The following is a 12,676-nucleotide window of genomic DNA, read 5'->3' as shown; positions in this document are numbered from 1 at the left end:
GCGGGCCCCTTTTGCATGGATCAGCCCTGCGGGCGGCGCAGCAGGCTGACCCCCACCAGCACCAGCCAGCCCGAAAAGCCGAGAAACCCCACCATCGCGGCAAGGCCAAAGAGGCTGCCGTCATGCCCGGTGGCCAGCATCAGCCCCTCGCCCGCGCCAAAGATCATCAGCGCCGCCGAGAGCCGGGCCAGTGCCGTCGCAATCCGCCCACCCGCAAGCGGCGCCATCGCAATCAGGAAACCGGCCGTCGCCAGCGCGCCGATATGCTCGCCAATCGCCACGCCGCCCCATTGGTTCAGCACGGCAAAGGTGGCCGCATCCGCCTGCGGCAGCGCCGCCAGCGCCGGAACCGCAAAGACCCAGCGCAACAGGCCGATCGCCTGTGCCAGCCCGGCCAGGCTGCCCAGAATCGCCGCCGCCACTTGCCGCGGGTGCAGCGCCGCGCCCCGCAGCGCCAGCCCCAGCGCAATCGGCACCATGATCAGCGCCGAAGCCGCCAGCCCATACCAGTCCAGAATCAAGGCCGCTCCGCCTTCGGCAAAACGCGCCAGCACCTCTTCCGCCGGGCGCCGCAGGATATCGGGATAATCAAAGCGCGCCGCCAGCCGGGCGAAAGCAAGATTGAACAGCAGCGCCTCGCCGATGGTGGCAAGGCCAAGCAGGCGGATCTGAAGCGGGGTCATGGGGTGATTCCTTTGTCACTATACGGTGACTTGCGCATGTCACTTATTGGTGACATTCGTCAAGCCTGTTATCACCATCCGGTGACAAAGCTGAGACCCATGCCCGCAACCGACCGAACCGACCACCGGCGCGACCGTGACGCCACCGCCGCCCGGGTGATCGCCGCTGCGGCCACGATCCTTGCCCGCGACGGCGCGACGGCGCTGGGCGTCAACGCGCTGGCCAAAGAGGCGGGCTGCGACAAGCAATTGATCTACCGCTATTTCGACGGGCTCGACGGGGTGATGGCCGCCCTTGGCGAAGCCGTGGCCACCCGGCTGGCCAGCCGCCTTGCCGAGGCGCGCAACAGTCCGGCGCCCGACTGGCCCAGCTTCTCGCAAAGCCTCGCCCGGGGCCTCCTCGCCGCCTGCCGGGCCGATCCGCTGCTGGGCCGCATCCGCGCTGCCGAATTCGCCAGCCCGCCCGGTCGCCTTGCCCCCTTTGTCGCGGCGCGGGGCCAGGTCTTGCAGGATTGGGTCGTGCGCACCCGCCCGGCCCTGCCGCCCCCGGCGGGAACCGATATTCCCGCGCTGCACGCCCTGCTGGCTGGCGCCATCGAGGCGGCCATCCTCTCTGCCGCCGCCAGCGGTGCATTGGTCGGCCTGCCGCTGCAAACCGACAGCGACTGGGCCCGGCTGGAACAGAACCTCATGGCCCTGATCGCCGCCGCCTATCGCGGGGGGGGCTGACCCATGCGCCGCGCCGCCCTGCTTTCATCTTGGCCCGAATATCCCGCGGGAGGTCCGGAGGGTGCGAAACCCTCCGGTCCCGCCCCGTCAGCCCGATCTGCCGCCCGAAGGACATGCGCATGACCCGCCCGCGCCTCTTGATGATCGCCCCCGCCCCGGCGGCGCAATTGCCCGATGGGCGCCTGCGGCTCGACGATAAATTCGTCGAAGGGATGCGGCTGCACGCCGCGCTCTGGGACGGGCCGGTGGAATGCCTGCTCTGGCAAGGGGGGGCGATCCCGTTCGGCAGCGATCACGCGCCCGGGGATTTGGGCTTTGGCCTGCGCCTCTTGCCAGCCGGCGCCGCGATTACGGCGGCGGAGTTGGCGGGGGCGGCGGTCATCGCCGCTTCGGCGGATATGCACCAGACGCTGGGGCTGGCGCCTCTGGCCCGGGCGGCGGGCGTGCGGCTGTGCTATGTGGTTGAATATACGCTGCAAACCCGCCTCGCCATCCTACGGCTTGATCCGGGGCTGTCTGCGCCGCGCCGCCTGCGTTCGGCGCTTTGGCATCTGATGCAGGAGCGCCGCCGCAGGGCCGCCTTCCGCGCCGCCGATGCATTGCAGGTCAACGGCTATCCGGCCGAGGCCGCCTATGCCGGGCTGAACCGCGACTGCCTGCTCTACCTCGATGGCCGGATGAAAACCGCCATGCTGGCGCCCCCGGCGGCTATGGCGGCGCGGGCGGCGCATCTGACGGGGGGCGGGCCGCTGCGGCTGGTGCATTCCGGCCGGTTGGAGCCGCTGAAAGGCGCGCAGGATCTGGTGCCGGTGGTCCGCGCCCTGCAGGCGCGCGGGGTGGATTTCACGCTCGACATTTTCGGTGCCGGCAGTCTTGCCCCCGCCATTGCCCGGGGCATCGCCGAGGCGGGCCTGTCCGACCGCGTCCGCCTGCATGAACCGCTGCCCTTCGAAAGCGGGCTGGTGCCTTGGGTTACCGCCCATGCCGATCTGTTCCTGTCCTGTCACCGGCAGGCGGACCCGTCTTGCAGCTATCTTGAAAGCATGGGCTGCGGTGTGCCGGTTCTGGGCTATGACAATGCGATGTGGCGGCGTCTGGCGCAGGTTTCCGGCGCCGGCTGGGTGCGGCCGATGGCCCGGCCCGAGGCGCTGGCCGAAGCCGTGGCGGATCTGGCCAAGGACCGCGCAAACCTGATCGCCGCCGCCACCCGCGCCCGCGCCTTTGCCGCCGCCCATGATTTCGAAACCGAATTTGCCCGCCGCATGGCGCATCTGGCGGGCCTGATCACATGACCGTGGGGGAGGGGCGCCTCGTCCGCCCTATGGGACAAGCGGTTTGGCCAGACGGTGCGCGATCCGCTTCACCCCGCCCAGTTCCACCTCGCGGTTGGCGACCTCCAGCCGGAATCCCTCCCGCTCCCAGAAGGCGCGGCCGCGTGGGTTGATCTCCAGCACCGCCAGCAGCAACCGCTCCATGCCGCGCCCACGGGCCAGCTCTTCAAGATGGCGCAGGAAGCGGGCGCCGTTTCCGTTGCCCCGCGCTGCGGGGTGCAGCAGCATCAGGCCCAGATAGGCGTCCCGTGGCTGCGGATAGCCGAAACCCATTTCGGCAATCGCCTGAAGACCGTCGTCGCCGAACATGCCCAGCCGGGCCGAAGCGGCGGGATCGCAGCCCGGTGGCGCGTCGTTGAAGAATTCGTCCAGCAACTCCGGCCCCGGCGCGCTGTCGCGTTCCAGCGCGATATAATCGGCCGCCGCCGCGAAGAACCCGGTCAGCAGCGCGGCATCGGCCAAGGGATCAAGCGGGCGGATCACCATGTCAGCCGCCTGCCTCTGCCGGATAGGCGATTGCAAGCACCTCAAGCCGCAGGTCGCCCGCCGGGCGGCGCCAGACCACCTCATCCCCCGGACCGGCACCCATCAGCGCCCGTGCCAGCGGCGATTGCGGGGCGATGCGGCCAAGGGCGGCATCCGCCTCGTCCTCGCCGACGATTTCATAGGTGGTTTCCTGACCGTCCCCGTCTGCCACCGTCACCCGTAGCCCGAAGGCCACTTCGCAGAGCGGTTGTGCCAAAGGGTCCACCGGGATCGCCGAGCGCAGCCGCGCCTCGAGATAGCGGATATCGCGCTCGGCAGCGGCTTCGGGCAGGCGGTCCAGCCGTTCGGCCCGGGCGCGCAGGCGGGTCAGTTCGGCCTGCGTTGCCGCCAGCCTTGCGCGCAGGCTGGCCAGACCACGCAGCGTGACGACATTGGGATGCGACGAAAGCGGCAGGTCCGGCAGCGGCTCAAGCTCTGCGGTTCCCTCCTTGACGAAGGCGCGGCTCATCCTGATCCCCTTGCATCTGCCCCTTGGTGCAGAGTGGCGGCAATGCTGCGGCGGGGCAAGGGGCCTGCCTAACGCACGATCACCTCCAACGGATCGTAAAGACAGCCCGTGCCCCAGGCGGCGGCGGGCAGGCTGTCGGGTTTGAAGCGCACCAGCCGCGCCTCAAGCTCGGCCCGGCTGAAAAAGCGTCGCTCGGTCACCACGCCTTCGGGATCGCGCCAGTTGGGCGAAAGCTGCCCTGCGACCAGCGTGCAGCGAAAGAAGATGTCCACCTGATGAAAGCCGCTGCGCGGATCGTGAAATTCGTTGATCAGCGCCGGTGCGCCAACCGCCACCGTCAGGCCGGTTTCCTCATGCACTTCCCGCGCAAGATTGACCGGCAGCGAGGCACCGCTTTCGGCGCCGCCGCCCGGCGCGCACCACAAGTTGGAGCGCCCGCCCGGATAGGCGTTGACCAGCAAAAGCCGGTCGTCTTGCAGGATCAAGGCCCGGGTCGCCACCCGGAGAGCGCGTCTGGCCATGGCCAAACCTGTGACGCAGCGGCGGTTTTGTCCATCCCTCCTTGCATCCGGGGGCGGGTCTGGCCATTTGCGGACCCATGTTCAGGGCATTTCTTCTGTGGGCAGTCATGGCGCTGCCGGTTTCGGCGGGCGATTGCGTGATCCTGCTGCATGGGCTGGCGCGGCAACCGATGTCGCTGGAGCCGATGGCGCAGGTGCTGCAGGCGCGCGGCTTTCAGGTGGTGAACGAGGGTTATGGCTCCACCTCGGCGCCGATTGCCGAACTGGCGCGGGTGTTGGATGGGCAGGTCGCGCAATGCGCACCGGGCGCGCGGGTGCATTTCGTCACCCATTCGATGGGCGGGATTGTGCTGCGGCACTGGCTTGCCACCCATCCTGACGCGCCGGTGGGCCGGGTCGTCATGCTGGCGCCGCCCAATCAGGGTTCGGAACTGGTGGATGCCTTGGGTGATCTGGCGCTGTTTGACTGGATCAACGGCCCGGCGGGGGCGGAACTGGGCACCGGGCCGGGTTCGGTGCCGCGCGGGCTGCCGGGGGCGGAAGGCTATGAATTGGGGGTGATTGCGGGCAATCTCTCGCTCAACCCCGCCTATTCCGAACTGATCCCGGGCGAGGATGACGGCAAGGTCTCGGTCGCCTCGACCCGGCTTGCCGGGATGCGCGCCCATCTGGTGCTGCCGGTGACGCATACGTTCCTGATGATCAACCCGTTGGTGATCGCCCAGGTGGCCAGCTTTCTGGAACAGGGGCGCTTTCAGCCGGAAATGACCACGCGGGCGGCGCTTGCGATGTTGTGGCGCGGCTGACCAGGGCTGTCAGCCCTGACCGGCGAAGAGGGTGCGCAGCGCCTCGGTGTCGATGGCGGGCAGAATTTCGCCCTCGGGCTTGACCTTGGCCACCGGCTCGCCTGCCACCATGGCATTGACCACCGCCTCTTCCACCGCCTCGGCCGCGGCAAGATACAGGGGGTCGATCCATTCGTTGTTCAGCTCCACCCGCGTCAGCAGGGCAGGGCTTTCCTGCGGCAGGGGGCCGATGTCGGCGGTGGAAAAGGCGATGAAGATGTCGCCCGAACTGTTGCCCCCCGGGGTGCCGCCCCGGGCAATGCCCATGCCCGCCCGCCGCGCCAGATGCCGCAGCGAGACCCGGCTCAACGGTGCATCGGTGGCGATCACCACGATGACAGAACCCGTTTCCTTGACCTGAAACGCGCCTTTGGGCTGCAACTGTCCCACCGGCTGGCCCAGAATCCGCAGCCAGTCGCGCCGCCCGTGATTGGCCTGCACCAGAACGCCCAGCATGTAGTCCGCCCCGCCGATCCCGACCCGGCGCGAGGCGGTGCCGGTGCCGCCCTTGAACTCATAGGCGATCATGCCATTGCCGCCGCCGGTCGAGCCTTCGGCGACGGGACCGCCCTTTGCGCTTTGAATGGCGGCAATGGCGTCTTCGGGGCGAACATGCAGGGCGTTGATATCGTTCAGGATGCCGTCATAGGTTTCGGCCACGACCGGCATGGCCCAGCCATGTTTGTGCCGGAAGAAATCGGCGTAATGGTCGATCATCCAGCGGGTGGCGCCGTGATGCACCGCGCCGATGCCATGGGTGTTGGTGATGCAGACCGGGCCGATGAAATAGCCCGCATCCTCGATCCAATGCGTTCCCGTCATCTCGCCATTGCCGTTCAGCACGGCAACCCCGGCGCGAACCGGCAGGGGCTGTCCGGCATCCGGGCGGGGGCGGACGGCGGTGACGCCGGTGCGCATCTTGCGCGCCGGGTCGGTCAGCGTGGCAAAGCCCACCTGCACGCCTGCGACATCGGTGATGGCATTCAGCGGCCCGGGCGTGCCGGGAAAGGGCAGGCCAAGGTCACGGGCGCGGGGCTTGGGGTCGGAGGACATGATCACCACGGGTTTCAGGTTCGGATTTCAGCAGCAGGGCCAGCGCCAGCACCGTCAGCGCCACCCCGATCAGCACCACCGGCGGCGGCGCGCCATGGTTCAGCGCAATCTCCCACAGGATCACCCATGAGGGCACCAGATAGGTATAGGCCATCACCTTGGCCGCAGGCAGCCGCAGCACCGCATATTGCAACAGGACAAAGGTCATCGCCGAGGCCGCGACCGAGACATAGACAAGGCAGATCCAGACGATGGGCGGCAGCGCGGCCCAGTCGGTTTCCAGCACCGCCCGCCAGCCCCAGAGGCAGAGCAGCGCAAAACCCGCCAGCATCATGCCAAAGGTAAAGACCACCGCAGGCTCTCCGCGATTCAGGCGGCGCACCATGGGGGCGTAAAGCGCATGGGCGACGCAGCCCCAGAAATAGATCACCTCGCCCCGGCCGACATGCAGCCCGACCGCCGCCCGCCAGTCGCCGCGAAAGATCACCCACAGCGCGCCCGCCGCGCCAAGGGTCAGCGCAAGCGCCATGCGCCGCGTGGTGATCTGGCGCAGCACAAGCCAGCCAAAGCCCGCGGCAAGGATCGGCGTCAGGGTAAAGACCGCCGCCGCAGGCACTGCGGCGGCGGTGCGCAGCCCCTCGAACATCAGCACGAAATAGGCCGCCAGCAGCGCCCCCAGCACCAGATAGCGCCAGGGCGCGCGCGCCGCGCCGCGCGGCAGCCCGGTTGTGGTCAGCGCCGCCGCCCCCACCAGCGCCCCCGCCAGCGCAAAGCGCGCCACCGTCAGCGCCGCCGGCGAGACCAGCGGCGCCGCCATGGCGCCGAGGCTGAACGACCCCGCCACCAATGCCGAAAATGCCAGCATCGCCAAATGGCCGCGGGCAGGGGGCGAAAGGCTCACACGCAGGCCCAGCCGGTTGCCGCCGTCTTGAGGCAGGCAAGAAAGCTTTGCACCTTGAGCGTGCGGTGCAGATCGACATGGGTGACGATCCAGAGCGGCGCCTCCCATTCCGGGATCGGCGCCATCACCTCGACCAGATCGGGGTGGGTCGAGGCATAGTGGCTGTTGCAAAAGCCCAGACCCATCCCGGCCTCAAGTGCGGCCAGATTGGCCGAAGGTTCGGTGATGCGCAGGGTGATGCGGTCCGCCGGAACCCGTTCCCGCAGCCAGCGGTAGAAGGGGGCACGGCTGTCGGGCTGATCGGGCCCGATGAAGCGGTGATGCACCAGTTCCTCGACCGAGGCCGGCATCCCGTTGGCCGCGATATAGCTGCGCGCGGCATAAAGCCCGTTCTTCATCCGGCCCAGAGGCTGCACCACATTGTCGGGTTCCTGCGGGGTGTCGCCGGCGCGGATCGCCACATGCGCCTCGCCGTAGTCCAGCCGGAAGACCCGCATATCGGTCAGGAAACGGATCACCACCTTGGGATGCGCGGCCTGATAGGCGGCCAGAACCGGGGTCAACAGATCGGCGACGCCGGTGATGGCGGTCACCACCATTTCGCCCGCGACCTCTTCGCCCTGACCCTTGATGCGGCTGGCAAGCTGGCCGAACTGCTCTTCGGTGGTCTGCGCCACCGCCAACAGGTCACGCCCGGATTCGGTGGGGGTGTAGCCGCGCGCATGGCGCTGAAACAGCTTGGACCCCAGCCGCTTTTCCAGCGCATCGATATGGCGGATCACGGTGGCATGATGCACGCCCAGCACCTCGGCCGCGCCCGAAACGGTGCCCAGCCGGGCAACCTGATAGGCGGTTCGGATCTCGTCCCAGTTTTCCATGGCAAGCCCTTTGTGCGTCTGCGCACAGAAAAGGCGCAATATGGCCGCTTCGGCAAGAGGCTTTTGTTGCCAGACCCGCCCGACAGGCGCAGAATTCCCCAAGGGAGGCGCCCATGAAGATCACCGAATATTCCGCCACGCGGCTGCAATTGCGGGCCTTTCCATGGGGTCTGGCCCTCGGGTTGATCGCGGTCATGGCGGTGCCCTCGCTGATGGCTTTCGGCTATCTGCGGGCGCAGATGTGGCTGGCGGCGGCGGTGCTGGCGGGGATTGCGCTGATCCTGCTGGTCGGTTGCTTTGGCGTTTTCGTCAAGCGGCAGGTGATCACACTGGACCGGGGCACGGGGCAGGTGACGGTCGATCAGCGTGGCATTTTCGGCGCCGCGCGCAAGAGCTATGCCTTGCAGGGGCTGCGCGGCGCCTCGGTGCAGGCCACGCTGATGAAGGACGATCCGACACGGCGCGACCGGGTGAACGGGCGGTTGGCCAAGCGTCGGCCCGATGTGCGGGTGTTCCGCCCGGTGCTGGTCTGGCAAACCGGCCGCAGCGAACCGCTGATCGAGATGTATTCCAGCGGCCCCGCCGCCGATATCGTTGCCGCCGCCATCAACGGCTGGATGGAGGGCGATCCGGCGCCACGCCGCCCCATCAACCTGCCCGAAAGCAAGGGCGGCGCTTGACTCGCGCGGCAGACCGGCGTATCCGCGCCTGAATTCCCCGGAGGCTTGCCGCTTCCGGTCCCTTGGCACATGCCGGGATCGCCACCTGTCAGCGCGTTGCGCCCACAGGTGCCGTTTTGCATTGGCCTTGGGAAATCCCCGCCGGTTCCCATATGGGGGCCAGACCGCAAGCAGGAGCGCCGCGATGTTTGAAAGCCTCTCAGAACGCCTTGGCAGCGTCTTCGACCGTCTGACCAAACAGGGCGCCCTGTCCGAAGCCGATGTCGATGCCGCGCTGCGCGAAGTGCGGGTCGCGTTGCTGGAGGCCGATGTTTCGCTGCCGGTGGCGCGTGATTTCGTGAAGGCGGTCAAGGGCAAGGCCACCGGGCAGGCGGTGACCCGTTCGGTCACCCCCGGTCAGCAGGTCGTCAAGATCGTACATGACGAGCTGGTCCGCGTTCTGGCGGGCGAGGGCGAGCCGGATGCGCTGAAGATCGACAACCCGCCTGCGACGATCCTGATGGTCGGTCTGCAAGGCTCGGGCAAGACCACGACCACGGCCAAGCTGGCCAAGCGGCTGAAGGAAAAGAACGGCAAGCGGGTGCTTCTGGCCTCGCTCGATACCAACCGTCCGGCGGCGATGGAGCAGTTGGCGATTCTGGGCAGCCAGATCGGGGTGGACAGCCTGCCCATCGTCAAGGGCGAAAGCGCGGTGCAGATCGCCAAGCGAGCCAAGACGCAAGCCAATCTGGGCGGCTATGACGTGCTGTTCCTCGATACCGCCGGTCGTCTGCACATCGACGAAGTGCTGATGGACGAGGTTCAGGCGGTGCGCGACATCGCCGCCCCGCGCGAAACGCTGCTGGTGGTCGATGGCCTGACCGGGCAGGACGCCGTGAACGTGGCGACCGAGTTCAATGCCAAGGTCGGCATTTCCGGTGTGGTCCTGACCCGGATGGACGGCGACGGTCGCGGCGGTGCCGCCCTCTCAATGCGCGCCGTTACCGGCAAGCCGATCCGCTTTGTCGGCCTTGGCGAAAAGATGGACGCCATCGAGACCTTCGAGGCGGAGCGCGTCGCGGGCCGCATCTTGGGCATGGGCGATATCGTGGCCCTTGTGGAAAAGGCGCGCGAGACGTTCGAGGCCGAGCAGGCCGAGCGGATGGCCAAACGCTTCCAGAAGGGGTTGTTCAACATGAACGACCTGCGGATGCAGTTGGAACAGATGCTCAAGATGGGCGGGATGCAGGGGCTGATGGGGATGCTGCCCGGCATGGGCGGCATGGCCAAGAAGGCCGAAGAGGCGGGCTTCAACGACAGGATGCTCAAGCGTCAGATCGCGCTGATCCAGTCGATGACCAAGAAAGAACGCGCCAACCCCGATCTTCTGGCCGCCAGCCGCAAGAAGCGCATCGCCGCCGGGGCGGGGCTGGATGTCGCCGATCTGAACAAGCTGCTGAAACAGCACAAGCAGATGGCCGATATGATGAAGAAGATGGGCAAGGGTGGCATGATGAAACAGGCCATCAAGCAGATGATGGGCAAGGGCGGAATGCCCGACATCTCCAAAATGTCGCCCGAGGAAATGGCCGAAGCCGCCAAGGGCGTGCAGCAGGGCATGGGCATGGGCGGCGGCTTCCCCGGAATGCCGCGCGGGATGAGCCTGCCTTCGGGCCTGTCGGGGTTGATGAAGAAGAAATGACCACCGCCCTGCGCCCGCAGTTGACCGGCCTGCCCGTTCTGGAAACAGAGCGGCTGGTTCTGCGTGCGCCTGTTGCGGCCGACTGGCCTGCATTCCGCGATTACCGCCTGTCGGAGCGCACGGTATTTACCGGCGGGCCCAAGAAGGAACGCGAGGCGGCAGAGCAATTCACCTCGTTCTTTGGCCATTGGGTGCTGCGCGGCTTTGGCCGTCTGATCATCGAAGAGCGTGCGGCGGGGCTGCCCGTTGGCCACGTCGGCCCGATGCAATGGGAAGACGACGCGCAGGCCGAACTGACATGGTCGCTCTGGACCGCTGCGGCCGAGGGCAGGGGCCTTGCCACCGAGGCGGCCACGGCGATGCAGGCTTGGGTCTTTGGCCCGCTGGGCCTGACTTCGGCGCGCGCCGAAGTGCATCGGGACAACGCCGCCTCCCATGCCATCGCCCGGCGTCTGGGTGGGCGGCTGGCGCCCGATATGCGCCCCGTCTGGATGGACGAAGGCGCGATTTACCTGTTTGACGGGGCCGCTGCATGATCCGCCGCCCCGACAGCATTGCCTTCCCCTCGGCGCCCGTTCTGACCACGGAACGCCTGACGTTGCGGATGCCGGTCTATGCCGATTTCGCGCATCGGCTGGCCTTCTACGCCTCGGACCGCGCGGTCTGGGAGGGCGGGCCGTTTGCCGCCGAACAGGCATGGCGCATCTTTGCTTCGGAAGTGGGGCAATGGCCGCTGATGGGGTTCGGCCCCTTCTCGATGGAGATGGGCGGCACTTACGTCGGCGAGGTCGGCATCTATCAGCCCGAGGGCTATCCTGAACCCGAACTCGGCTGGTTCGTGACCGATGCCGCCGAAGGGCAGGGCATCGCCGCCGAAGGCGCGCGGGCCGTGATGGCATGGGCGCGGGCAAGTTTCGGCTGGGACCACATCGACAATTACATCGACCCGGGCAATGTCCGCTCGATCGCTTTGGGCAAGCGGCTGGGCGGGGTGATCACCGATGCCCCCGGCGCCGACCCGACCGATGTGGTGATCCGCCATGACCTGCGGGGGCTGGCATGATCGAGCTTCGTGGCATTCCCCGGCTGGAAACCCCGCGCCTTGTGCTGCGCGCGCCCAAGTCGGGCGATTTCGAGACTTGGGCCGCCTGCGCCGGCAGCGACCGCGCCCGCTATATCGGCGGGCCGATCGACCGCAATCTGGCGTGGCGGGCCTTCTGCCATCTGACCGGCCATTGGGTGCATCGCGGCTATTCGATGTTCGTCTTTGCCGACCGCGAGACGGACGCCCCCCTTGGCATGTGCGGTCCGTGGTTCCCCGAAGGCTGGCCCGAGCCGGAAATCGGCTGGACCGTCTGGGCGCCCGAGGCCGAGGGCAAGGGCTTTGCCTTTGAAGCGGCGACGGCGGCGCGCGACTGGGCCTATTCGGTGCTGGGCTGGACCACGGCGATTAGCCTGATTGCGGTCGGCAATGACCGTTCGGCGGCGCTGGCCAGGCGGATGGGCTGCACGCTGGAAGACGAATACACCCACGCGCAGCACGGCCCGATGCAGGTCTGGCGCCACCCGCCGCGGAGGGCCTTTGCCTGATGCCGTTCCCGATCCGCCCCGATACCCGGCGCCCCGCCGCCCAACCCGTGAGGACCGCATGACCGTTGACGCCGCCACCCGCGCCGCCGCGCTGCTCAAGGAACACCGCGAGTCGATCGACCGGCTGGACGCCATTCTGGTCTTCACCCTGGCGGAGCGGTTCAAGCACACGCAGGGCGTGGGCCGGCTCAAGGCCGAACACGGGCTGCCGCCCTCGGACCCGTCGCGGGAGGAACGTCAGATCGCCCGGCTGGAGCGGCTGGCGGAGGAGGCGAACCTTGACCCCGAGTTTGCCAAGAAATTCCTGAACTTCATCATCTCCGAAGTCATCAGGCATCACGAGAAACTACAGAAATGAAACCCCGTAGGATGGGCAATATTGCCCATCCTACATCTGCCATCCCAAGGAGAACCAAAATGGCAACGAAAATCCGTCTCGCCCGCGGTGGGTCCAAGAAGCGCCCGCACTACTCGATCGTCCTGTCGGACTCGCGGATGCCCCGCGATGGCCGTTTCCTGGAAAAGCTGGGCGTCTATGACCCGATGCTGGCCAAGGACGACGAAAAGCGCGTGGTGATGAACCTCGACCGCGTCAAGGAACTGCTGGCCCAAGGCGCCCAGCCGACCGACCGCGTTGCGCGTTTCCTGGAATCGGCCGGCGTTCTGGCCAAGAAGGTCCGTGCCAACACCAAGGCCGCCGTCCCCGGCAAGCAGATGGCGGAGCGCGCCGCCAAGAAGGCCGCCCGCGCTGCCGCTCCGGCTTCGGAATAATATCCCGTCAGAGGCGGCC

At 67.6% G+C, this 12,676-nt stretch carries 17 protein-coding genes; 10 read left to right on the top strand and 7 right to left on the bottom strand.

Translation table 11 applies throughout. The features are described from left to right. Positions 1-20: 20 nt before the first annotated feature. The gene (locus HS053_RS14930; RefSeq protein ID WP_174212068.1) at positions 21-683 is read right to left on the bottom strand and encodes a DUF4386 family protein; all 663 of its coding nucleotides are present in this window, start codon (positions 681-683) and stop codon (positions 21-23) included. 99 nt (positions 684-782) lie between these two features. Between HS053_RS14930 and HS053_RS14925 the strand changes: the two genes are divergently transcribed. Both HS053_RS14925 and HS053_RS14920 read left to right on the top strand, forming a co-directional pair. Continuing rightward, positions 783-1,412, top strand: a complete 630-nt coding sequence (locus HS053_RS14925) for a TetR/AcrR family transcriptional regulator (protein WP_174212067.1) — start codon at positions 783-785, stop codon at positions 1,410-1,412. A gap of 119 nt (positions 1,413-1,531) precedes the next feature. Beyond that, positions 1,532-2,704, top strand: coding sequence for a glycosyltransferase (locus HS053_RS14920; protein WP_174212066.1), 1,173 nt, complete (start codon positions 1,532-1,534; stop codon positions 2,702-2,704). Positions 2,705-2,731: 27 nt separating this feature from the next. On the opposite strand, the gene HS053_RS14915 is transcribed toward HS053_RS14920, so the two are convergent. From HS053_RS14915 to HS053_RS14905, 3 genes are all read right to left on the bottom strand, one after another. Further along, on the bottom strand, positions 2,732-3,229 hold the full coding sequence (locus tag HS053_RS14915) for a GNAT family N-acetyltransferase (protein ID WP_174212065.1): 498 nt from the start codon (positions 3,227-3,229) through the stop codon (positions 2,732-2,734). A 1-nt stretch (position 3,230) separates the two neighbouring features. Beyond that, the gene (locus HS053_RS14910; protein ID WP_174212064.1) at positions 3,231-3,737 is read right to left on the bottom strand and encodes a GreA/GreB family elongation factor; all 507 of its coding nucleotides are present in this window, start codon (positions 3,735-3,737) and stop codon (positions 3,231-3,233) included. A gap of 68 nt (positions 3,738-3,805) precedes the next feature. Next, a complete protein-coding gene (locus HS053_RS14905; RefSeq protein ID WP_174212063.1) occupies positions 3,806-4,258 on the bottom strand; it encodes an NUDIX domain-containing protein in 453 nt (150 codons plus the stop codon). 77 nt (positions 4,259-4,335) lie between these two features. Here HS053_RS14905 and HS053_RS14900 point away from each other — a divergent pair, with 77 nt between their 5' ends. Continuing rightward, entirely contained in the window at positions 4,336-5,064 is a 729-nt protein-coding gene (locus tag HS053_RS14900; RefSeq protein WP_174212062.1) for an alpha/beta fold hydrolase, read from the top strand. A 9-nt stretch (positions 5,065-5,073) separates the two neighbouring features. Here HS053_RS14900 and HS053_RS14895 read toward each other — a convergent pair whose 3' ends face one another. Genes HS053_RS14895 through HS053_RS14885 form a run of 3 tightly spaced genes read right to left on the bottom strand, consistent with a single transcriptional unit; the run spans position 5,074 to position 7,935 of the window. Beyond that, positions 5,074-6,156: a DmpA family aminopeptidase gene (locus tag HS053_RS14895; protein ID WP_174212205.1), complete on the bottom strand. Its 1,083-nt coding sequence runs from the start codon at positions 6,154-6,156 to the stop codon at positions 5,074-5,076. Next, complete coding sequence (locus tag HS053_RS14890) at positions 6,125-7,057, bottom strand: DMT family transporter (RefSeq protein WP_347233335.1); 933 nt, start codon at positions 7,055-7,057, stop codon at positions 6,125-6,127. The genes HS053_RS14895 and HS053_RS14890 overlap by 32 nt, the downstream gene beginning before the upstream one ends. Then, positions 7,054-7,935 (bottom strand): LysR family transcriptional regulator, encoded by an 882-nt coding sequence (locus HS053_RS14885; protein WP_174212060.1) that lies wholly within the window; start codon positions 7,933-7,935, stop codon positions 7,054-7,056. The genes HS053_RS14890 and HS053_RS14885 overlap by 4 nt, the downstream gene beginning before the upstream one ends. A 113-nt stretch (positions 7,936-8,048) precedes the next feature. Between HS053_RS14885 and HS053_RS14880 the strand changes: the two genes are divergently transcribed. The 7 genes from HS053_RS14880 to rpsP all read left to right on the top strand — a co-directional run bounded on the left by HS053_RS14880 (position 8,049) and on the right by rpsP (position 12,657). Further along, entirely contained in the window at positions 8,049-8,615 is a 567-nt protein-coding gene (locus tag HS053_RS14880) for an Asp23/Gls24 family envelope stress response protein (protein ID WP_174212059.1), read from the top strand. Between the two features lie 184 nt (positions 8,616-8,799). Next, positions 8,800-10,296, top strand: coding sequence for a signal recognition particle protein (gene ffh / locus HS053_RS14875; protein WP_174212058.1), 1,497 nt, complete (start codon positions 8,800-8,802; stop codon positions 10,294-10,296). Beyond that, positions 10,293-10,832 carry a GNAT family N-acetyltransferase gene (locus tag HS053_RS14870; protein WP_174212057.1) on the top strand — a complete coding sequence of 180 codons (540 nt, stop codon included), beginning with the start codon at positions 10,293-10,295 and terminating at the stop codon, positions 10,830-10,832. The genes ffh and HS053_RS14870 overlap by 4 nt, the downstream gene beginning before the upstream one ends. Next, positions 10,829-11,359, top strand: a complete 531-nt coding sequence (locus HS053_RS14865) for a GNAT family N-acetyltransferase (protein ID WP_174212056.1) — start codon at positions 10,829-10,831, stop codon at positions 11,357-11,359. Before HS053_RS14870 ends, HS053_RS14865 begins: the two co-directional genes overlap by 4 nt. Then, positions 11,356-11,886 (top strand): GNAT family N-acetyltransferase, encoded by a 531-nt coding sequence (locus tag HS053_RS14860; RefSeq protein WP_174212055.1) that lies wholly within the window; start codon positions 11,356-11,358, stop codon positions 11,884-11,886. The genes HS053_RS14865 and HS053_RS14860 overlap by 4 nt, the downstream gene beginning before the upstream one ends. A gap of 58 nt (positions 11,887-11,944) precedes the next feature. Continuing rightward, complete coding sequence (locus tag HS053_RS14855; protein ID WP_174212054.1) at positions 11,945-12,244, top strand: chorismate mutase; 300 nt, start codon at positions 11,945-11,947, stop codon at positions 12,242-12,244. Positions 12,245-12,303: 59 nt separating this feature from the next. Next, the gene (gene rpsP, locus HS053_RS14850) at positions 12,304-12,657 is read left to right on the top strand and encodes a 30S ribosomal protein S16 (protein ID WP_174212053.1); all 354 of its coding nucleotides are present in this window, start codon (positions 12,304-12,306) and stop codon (positions 12,655-12,657) included. Positions 12,658-12,676 lie beyond the last annotated feature (19 nt).

The sequence above is a fragment of the Tabrizicola fusiformis genome (assembly GCF_013328815.1).
Taxonomy (GTDB): Bacteria; Pseudomonadota; Alphaproteobacteria; order Rhodobacterales; family Rhodobacteraceae; genus Fuscibacter.
This window is presented reverse-complemented; position numbering and strand designations above follow the sequence as displayed.